This window comes from Mycobacterium sp. (assembly GCF_019247635.1).
Lineage (GTDB): Bacteria > Actinomycetota > Actinomycetes > Mycobacteriales > Mycobacteriaceae > Mycobacterium.
Genome location: NZ_JAFBAR010000119.1, coordinates 23,836 through 32,267, shown reverse-complemented (window position 1 = coordinate 32,267; position 8,432 = coordinate 23,836). Strand labels below are relative to the sequence as shown.

The 8,432-nt window shown below is 66.0% G+C and carries 6 protein-coding genes; all 6 read right to left on the bottom strand.

Features of this window, described 5'->3' with window-relative positions:
• Window positions 1-147 precede the first annotated feature (147 nt).
• The 6 genes from JO236_RS20285 to JO236_RS20260 are packed head-to-tail and all read right to left on the bottom strand — an operon-like array spanning window position 148 to window position 8,431.
• The gene (locus JO236_RS20285; RefSeq protein WP_293334686.1) at window positions 148-1,713 is read right to left on the bottom strand and encodes a virulence factor Mce family protein; all 1,566 of its coding nucleotides are present in this window, start codon (window positions 1,711-1,713) and stop codon (window positions 148-150) included.
• A complete protein-coding gene (locus tag JO236_RS20280; RefSeq protein ID WP_293334695.1) occupies window positions 1,707-2,870 on the bottom strand; it encodes a virulence factor Mce family protein in 1,164 nt (387 codons plus the stop codon). Before JO236_RS20280 ends, JO236_RS20285 begins: the two co-directional genes overlap by 7 nt.
• 14 nt (window positions 2,871-2,884) lie before the next feature.
• On the bottom strand, window positions 2,885-4,501 hold the full coding sequence (locus JO236_RS20275; protein ID WP_293334683.1) for a virulence factor Mce family protein: 1,617 nt from the start codon (window positions 4,499-4,501) through the stop codon (window positions 2,885-2,887).
• Complete coding sequence (locus JO236_RS20270) at window positions 4,498-6,048, bottom strand: virulence factor Mce family protein (RefSeq protein WP_293334680.1); 1,551 nt, start codon at window positions 6,046-6,048, stop codon at window positions 4,498-4,500. The genes JO236_RS20275 and JO236_RS20270 overlap by 4 nt, the downstream gene beginning before the upstream one ends.
• Entirely contained in the window at window positions 6,045-7,103 is a 1,059-nt protein-coding gene (locus tag JO236_RS20265; RefSeq protein ID WP_293334678.1) for a virulence factor Mce family protein, read from the bottom strand. Before JO236_RS20265 ends, JO236_RS20270 begins: the two co-directional genes overlap by 4 nt.
• A complete protein-coding gene (locus tag JO236_RS20260) occupies window positions 7,100-8,431 on the bottom strand; it encodes an MCE family protein (RefSeq protein WP_293334675.1) in 1,332 nt (443 codons plus the stop codon). Before JO236_RS20260 ends, JO236_RS20265 begins: the two co-directional genes overlap by 4 nt.
• Window position 8,432 lies beyond the last annotated feature (1 nt).

Here is an 8,432-nt window from a genome sequence, read left to right as displayed (position 1 = left end):
CGGCTCCGACCTCCGATTCCGAAGAATCCTCGGCCGTCGCCTCGGCGCCGTCCGGGTCGACGGCGGTTTCGGGTTCCTGACTAGTCTCCGGCCTTTGTTTCCGGCCGGACCCGCGCAGACGACGAATCCTCGACATAGATGATGGGGTCAGCCGGCTCCGGGCGGCGCCAGCATCTCCTTCCATCCGTCGTCTCCTGTTTTGGTCGAGTTTCGGACCGAATACTTGACTCCGTCGGGACCCACCAGTTCACCGCTCTGCGGGCTGTATATCGCCGAGGGAGGCCCGCTTGGAGTGTAAACACACGGGTTTGGCTGCTGCCCATTGCACTGCACGGTCCCCGAACCGGGACGCTGCAGCGGGTCGCTCTTCGGGGGTGGCGTCAGACCGCCCGGTGGCAGTCTGTCGGCCGGTGCGGGGTTCACACCGTTGTTGACCGACGGCGCGGGGATCACCATGCCCGGCCGCACCGACTGGTCGCAGCGCGCCGCGGGCGCCGGACAGGTCAGGATCTGGTTGGGGTCGCCGAACCAGGGGTTGGTCCCCGCCGGAACGTATGGCCTGGGGTCGCGGCACTCCCGGGGCGTGGCCGCCCGCTTACTGGGCACATCGACACAAGGGATGTTGCGCGAACCGCGCACGCTGTTGGCCGGCGTCTCCATCGGGATCTTGCAGTAGGTGCCCGTCGGCAATGGCGCGATGCTGGTCTCGGCCGGAGACCGCCATTCCGATGCCGGAATGAAACCGGTCAGGCAGGGCGGGGGTTGGTTGATCGACAATGCGAGGTCCAGGGCGGCCATATTCGGGAACGGCGCGGCCACCGTCTGGGCGATCGAGGCGCCTTGCGGCAGGAACACCAGGATCTGCTCCAGCCCGGTGTGGTACTTCTTCAGCAGGTCGAACACGACCTCGAGGTTCGCCAGCACCTGCGGCAGCGACTCACGGACATCGCCGAAGACCTCGTTGACCTGATCGGCGGTGGGCGCCGCCTGGGTCAGCACGCTCCGCAGGTTCTGGTCCCGCTCCGCGCTCTGTGCCGCCAGACTGTTCAGGTTGCGCGCCCAGCGCTCGATCGCGCCGCCCGAATTGACCTGGCTGTCGATGATCGGCCCCGAGTGCTGGATGATGTCGTTGATGTCGGTGATCTGGGTCTTGAAGTCGCCCACGATGGCCTGAGTCGATTCGACCAGCCGCTGCAGCGCGGGACCCAAACCACCCACGGATTGCGCCGTCTCGTCGAGCAACGAGGCGATCTTGTCCTTGGGCAAAGCCTCCAGCCCCTGATAGGCGGTGTCCAGCGCCGGCCCAATCTCACTTGGCACGGTGCCCTTGGCGATGGTTTGCCCGTCGGAGAAGAACTTGCCCGAGTTGCCAGTGGACACCAGGTCCAGATACTGCTCACCCACCGCCGAAACCGAGTGCACGTTGGCGGTCGCGTCGATCGGGATCTTGTAGCGACTCTCGATGCTCATCGTGGCCAGCGCGCCGGCTTCGGTCGGCTCGACCGTGGTGACCTTGCCGATGGTGATGCCGCGATACGTCACGTTAGCCGTCGGGTACAAACCGCCCGAGGCGGGCAGCTGCGCCTTGAGTTCATACCGGCCGACGCCCACCAGACTTGGCACCCGTAGGTAGTAAATGCCCAACACCAGCAGCGCGATGACGGTCAGGACGCCGAATGCGATCAGCTGGCGTCTGATGAAGGGAGTCAGCATTGGCCTCGCTCCGCCCTTTCGACCAGCGGTCCGCCCGGCGCGTCATTCGGGTTCGGCGTGTAGCGGACGTCGGGGATCATCGTCTCGGGATCGCGGCCCCAGGACTGCTCGAGCGCGCGCAGGGCTCCGGACAACCCGGTACCCGTGAGGAACGCGTTGTCGACGGAACTGAAGGTCAGGTCCAGTGTCAACGACACGTTTATGTAGTCACCGCGGAACAGCTTCGGCACCGTGTCAATGTCGAAAGGCTGCGTCAGGATCAGCTTCAACGCCCCGATCAGATAGGGCGAGCTGCGGCCGAGCTCCCGTAGCGGACACTGCAGCGACTCGAGGTCGGTATGCAGGTTGCTGCGCGCCCCCGACAGGTACTGGTCAGTCACCTGGCTGAGCCTGCCGACCGAGTCGACGGCGTTGATCAGCAGGTTCTTGGTGTCGGCGAAATGCTTGAGCAGCGGCGGGATGTCGGTGAGCACCCGCTCCAGGACGTCGTTGCGGCCACCCACATAAGTCAGCAGCCGGTTGGTGGAGTCAATGGCGTGGGTGATGTCATCACGCTGCTGGTTGAGCTGGTCGGTGAAGGTGTCCAGCTTGCCGAGGAAGGCCCGGATCTGCTCGCCGCGACCGTGGAAGATGTCGAAGACCTCGTTCTGCAACACCTCCAGGTTCGGGATGCCGCCACCGCGCAAGATCATGGACAGGCTGGCCAGCGTCTGCTCGGTGCTGGGATACGCCGACGAGTTCTTCAGCGGGATGGTATCGCCGTTCTTGAGCAACTCTGGCGACGGGTTGGGCGGCGCTAGCAGCTCTACGTGCTGGGAACCCAGCAAGGATGTCTGCCCGATCTTGGCCAAGGCATTCTTGGGCAGCTTGACGCCCTTCTTCAGCCCCAGCTTCATGGTGGCCACCCAGTCCCTCAAGTCGATGGACCGAATCGAGCCGACGGCTACGTCGGCAACCATCACCTTGCTGTTGCCATTGATTGCCAGCGTGTCCGGCACCTGCACATAGACGACATAGGACCCGTCGCCGCTGCCGGGACTACCCGGAATCGCGACGTTGGAGATTCCTCGCCAACCGCACGAGCTCAGCACCAGGGCGACCGCCAGGAGCGCCATCCCCTGCCACGCCCGGCGCCGGACCAGCGTCCCCAAAACCATCACGCGCGATGCGATCACTGTCCCGCTCCTGCCTCAGCCGGCAGCGGCGGCCCGCCCGCGCCGGGCGCGGGCGCGGACACCGGCGCGGGCGTCGGAGCAACCGGGCCCGGGAGCACATTCGGTCCCGGCGGCGGGGGTGGTATCGGCACCTGCGGCGCGTGGACGCCGCTGGGCGGCACCACCGGATACTCGTCGTACGCGTTCGGCGGTCCCGGCGGTGTCTGCAGCGTCGACTGCACCGGCTCGATGTTGGGGCCGCCCATGAGTTCAGCCAGCGATTCCGGCGTCATCAGGCCCGCCGTGATCGGCCCAACCTGCTGGCCCTGCATGCCCGGGGCAACGATCCAGCCATGCTGGGTGTTGCGGTACGACGGCGGCGTGTCCGGTACCCAGATGCCCGGGACGGTGGTGTCCTTGTACCCCGGCGGCGGCTGCAGCCGCGGCTCGGAGTAGGCGACTTGCTTGGGCAGCGTCTCAGCCGTGCTGAACAGGTTCAGACCGAACGGCAGGTAGTTGAACTTGATCGCATCGAGGATCGGCGCCAGGTATTGCGCGCACAGCTCGGCGGAATCCTGATAGCCCAGTCGGCTGCCCGCCTGAATTGAGCTGCAGACGAACTGCATCGGGTTGGCGAAGCTGGTGATCGCCGGGATGGCGACCACCGACCCGTGCGACGGGTGATAGATCTGGTTGATGTTTGCCGCGGCCGTCGGGAGGATGTGCAGGGCGGTCTCCAGCCCGTTGAGGGGCTCCGGTTGCAGCAGCGTGTCGGTCACCGAGGCGAGGTTGTTGATGTCCGTGGTGAGCACTTCGCGGTTCTTGTCGAGGAACGGGCGCACGGTCGACAACAGCGAGTCGAACTGTTGTATCGCGTTGGACAGGTCGGAGTCCGAGCGCGTCAGCCTGGTGGTGAAGTCCGCCAGGTTCTGGTTGAGCGCCACAAACTGCTGATCGTCCTGGTGCAGCGCGTTGACGAAGAGCGCGAGGCTGCGCACCACGGCGAAAAAGTCGCCGCGCCCTTCGTTCAGCGCTGTCAACGCCTGCGAAAGGCTGTTCAGGGTGGTGTTGATCTGCTTGCCCTTGCCGGCCAGTCCGTTCGCAAACGATTCGATGACCTCACCGAACGGCCCCTTTGGCTGTTCCTTGGTGGGGCCCAGCTTGGAGATGATGTTGGTAATGCTGTTACGCAGCTCGTCCCACTCCACCGGTACCTGAGTGCGCTCTTCCGGGATCACCGCGTGGTCGGCCAGCACCGGACCACCCTTGTAGGGCGGCTCCAACTGGATGCTGCGCGACGCCACCAGAGTGGGGTTGAGGATCACCGCCGACGCGTTGGCCGGAACCTTGTACTTGTTCTCGTAGTGGAAGGTGACCTTCATCTTGTCGCCGGACGGTTCGATCTTGTCGATCGCGCCGACCCGCAGACCCATGATCTGGACCTTGTCTCCCGCGTAGAGCGCGTTCGCAGCGGGGAAGTAAGCGACCACGGTGTTGTTGGTCAGCTTCTGGTAAAGCTGCCAGCCGTAATACCCGACGACGAGAGTTAGGACCACCGCGAGGATTCCGATGATCACCGTTGCCCGGGACATCCTGGGCAACTTGATGCTGCGGATGTCAAATGCGGTACTCAATTCCCGCTACCTCCCGTCAGGCCGCTACCGCCCGTTCCACCTGGGTTGATGAAAGGGGCCGGCAGCTGCGCCCCGGGTCCGGGTGGCGCCGGTGGACCCGGCGGCAGCCCTGGGGCGAACGTCGAAGGTGGCGGTACCGGCCCCGCCGGATCCGCGCGCCCGCCCGGAGGTGCGGCCGGCAACGGCACCGGGGTGCCGGGAACGTCCGGAGCCGGCAGTCCCGGGCGCCCCGCAATCGGGATGCCCGGCGCGGGTGGCACACCGTCCGGGTTGGGCGGCGACGCCGCGACGTCGACCGGCGCCGGGAAGGCGACCCCGCCGAACGGACCGATTGCGGTGCCGGCGCACGGCAGCGGATTGCCCGGCCCGGGCAGAGCGCCCGCCGCCGGCGTGTAGGAGCACGGTGACCCGGGCGGGACGGCCGGTCCCGGATGCTCGGGGGTGCCTTCCAGCACCTGCGGTGCCGGCGGCGGCGCCCCGTTGGGGAACCGGGTGCCGTTGGGATCGGGGAACCGGTACTCCGGCAGGCCCGCGCTACGCCAGAAGTCCTCCGGGCTGAGGCCACGCCTCTTGAATGCGGCGTCGACGAACGGTTGCACGATCTGCCCCGGGAGCAGGTTGTGCAAGACCACCTTGAAGAACGGCCCCGAAGCGATGGCCTCGTTCAACGACGGCAGGAACCCGCCGACCTCGACCAGACCCCTGGCCACGTCGTCCTTGCGCTGCAACAGGATGTCGCTGAGCTGGTGCAACTGTTCCAGCACGTGGTTGAGGTTCGGGTTGTCGTTGATCAGCCCCTGCACCTGCGTCGAGAACGCCGCGATGTTGCCCAACAACGCATCGATCGCACGCCCGCGCTCGTCGAACGCGGCCAGCAGTGTCTTGGCGTTGACCAGCAACCGGTCCACCTGCTCGCTGCGGTCACCCAGCACGCTGGCAACCTGGTTGGCCTGGGCGAGCAGGTGCTTGACCTCCTCGTCGCGCTTGCCGATCGTGTCGGAGAAGTTGGCCACCCCTTCGAGCGCGTCCTTCAGGTGCGGGTAAGTCTGGTCGATGGTCTCCGACAGCACATGCAGCGACTGCTTGACCGTGTCGATGTTCCAGCCGGTCGCCGCCCTGGTGACGTCGAAGAACGCGTCATAGATCTGGTACGGGGTGGTGCTCTGCCCCAGCGGCAAGCTGGCCCCGGGCCGCAGCGGCTGGCTGCCGCGCGGCTCGATCTCCATGACCTTCTTGCCGAGGATTGTGTCGGTGCGGATCGACAGCCGGCTCTCGGTGCCGATGCTGTTGGTGCCGATCGAGAACTGCATCACGATGTGGTCGCCGTCGATCTCGAGCGCTTCGACCTTGCCGACGTCGACGCCCGCGATGCGCACCTTGTCGCCCTTGTTGATTCCGCCCGAGTCGGTGAACTGCCCGAAGTAAGAGGGCCTGGCGAAGATCATCGGAACACTGGTGAAGCTTTGCCCCACTCCGATGACGAGCAGCACTACCACGATGCCCATCAGGCCGATCCGCATCCGGTTGGGTGGCTCCAGGGTTCTCATTGCGGCGAGCACCTACCCGACGGCTGCGAGAAGAGCCGCACCGTGCGGACCGGACCACCAGCCTGCAGCCCGTTGAGCCTGAGCGTGATGTCGCAGCTATAGAAGTTGACGAAGTCGCCGTAGGAGCCGATGCCGCGCCCGATCAGATTCAACGCGTTCGGCACCTTGTGCAGGAAATCGTCGAGCGCCGCACGCTGATCGAGGAGCGGCTGTTGGATCGCGTCCAGGTAGTTGAGTTCTTTGTGCAGCAGGCCGCGGTCCTCGGCCAGCAGGTCCGCGACCGTTCCGGCGGCGCCGCTGATGTGCGCGGTCCCGCCGGCCAGCTGGTCGCCGTGTTCCTTCAGCCCGGTGATGAGCACTTCGAGGTTGTTGACGGTCTGGTCGAAGTCCTTGCGGTGCTTCACGGTCGTGTCGAGGACGATGTTGAGGTTCTTGATGACCTCGCCGATCGCCGTGTCCTGTGCGCCCAGTTGTTTGGTCAGCTGCGCGGTGTGGTCGAGGATGTCATTGATGGTGCCGCCCTGCCCCTGGAACACGGTGATCAGGGCCGTCGCGATGGTGTTGACCTTGTCCGGGTCCAGCGCCCGGAACAGCGGCTTGAAGCCACCGATGAGCGCGTCGAGGTCCAGCGCCGGTGACGTCCGCGCCAGCGGGATGAACCCACCCGGCCGCAGCACCGTCTGCCCGCCTTCGCAGCTCCAATCTCCAGGTTGGGCGCAGCGCTTGAGCTCCAGGTAGCGGTTGCCGATCAGGTCTAGGTAGCGGATCTGTGCGATCGTCGACTGATACAGCGGCACCGCGCGGTCGACGTTGAACTTCACCAGCGCCCGGGTGCCGCCGTCGATCAGGTCAACCGAGTCGACCTTGCCGATCTCCACGCCGGAGGCGCGGACGAACTGGCCCGCCCGTAACCCACTGACATTGCTGAATTCCGCCGAATATCCATTGGTCCGGTCAAAGCGCATCTGTCCGAACACCACGATGATCATCACGGTGAACAGCAGCAGCACCAGGGAGAAGATGCCGAGTCGGACGATGGTACCGGTGATTTTCATGGGTTGATCGTGTTATCCCCTACCTGACGGCCCCACACGTACTCGATCGCGTAGGGCGAACCGGTGTCTAGGTGGTTGTACGGCGCGATGCTGTTGCCGGTGTCCATCACCAGCTCGGGCGCGGGCCATAGGTCGTGGGTGATGTGCTGCCAGCAACCCGGCGCGCCCCCCGGCCCGCCGCGCGCGTTCACCCGCGGGAGATTCTCCGGGTACGTGTAGGGGTTCGGCGCGCCACCGACGAGCCCGGCCAGCCCGCCGACCTGGGAGAGCAGCAGCGGCAGGATGGCCAGCGGGTTCAGCATTAAACCCAAGCCCGACAACAGCTGGGTGTGGGCAGCGAGAGAGTAGCCGTTGCCGCCCAGGAACGAGGCGGCCTTGGGCTCGATGTCGTGGTAGTTGCGCAGCGTGCAGTACACCGCCGGGCTGTAGGTGTCCAGCAACTGGGCGCTCGGCACCAGGTCGGCGGCGCCCCGCGCCAGGTACGGCCCGCCCCGCTCGAAAATGTCGGCGCCGGTGTTACCGAAGCCCGCCGCCGACAGCAGCGCCTGATCCAGGTCCTTTTGCTGACGGTTGATCGTGCGCGACGTGACCACCGCGTTGTTGAGGAAGTCGAACAGGTCGGGCGAGGCGTTGGCGTAGGTATCGGCCAGGGCCGCCAGGCCCTGGATGTCGCGACGGGCCTGCGGCATCTGCGGGTTGACGTCGTCGAGGATCGCGTTGCCGTTGACGATCGACTGCCCGAACTTGTCGCCCAGCCCGGCCAGTGACTGCGCGGCGGCGCTCAGCGTCAGGTTCAGCTTGACCGGGTCCACCCGCTGCGCGATCGCGGTGATGGTCTCGAACAGCGTGTTGATCTCGGTCGTCACGGCGCTGGCATCGATCACGCTGTTGGCCTTGAGATGCCCGTGGGCCACGATGTTGCCCGCAGGGTCCCGCGGCGTTGTCAGGGAGACGTACTTACCGCCGAACACCGTGGTCGCCTTGATCTGGACGTTGACGTTCTCCGGGATCACCCCGTTGGGGCCGAGGTAGCGGGGATACACGTCCAAGCCGAACTTCGCACCCGGCTTGCCGTCCGGCCTGGTGACCTCCGTGATGTCGGCGACTCGCCCGATCTCCACGCCGTTGTAGGTGACCTTGGAGCCCGGGTCCATCACCAGACCCGCCCTGTCGGCCAGCATCGTCAGCTTGCTCTTGGTCGTGAAGTCTCCCCGGAACTGCCCGTACACCAGGACCAGAACCACCGCGCTGATCACCAGCAGCGCGACGCCCGCCCACTTGTACGGCGGGGTGCGCGCCTCGTTGGTTTTGGCTACCGGCGTCGTCATG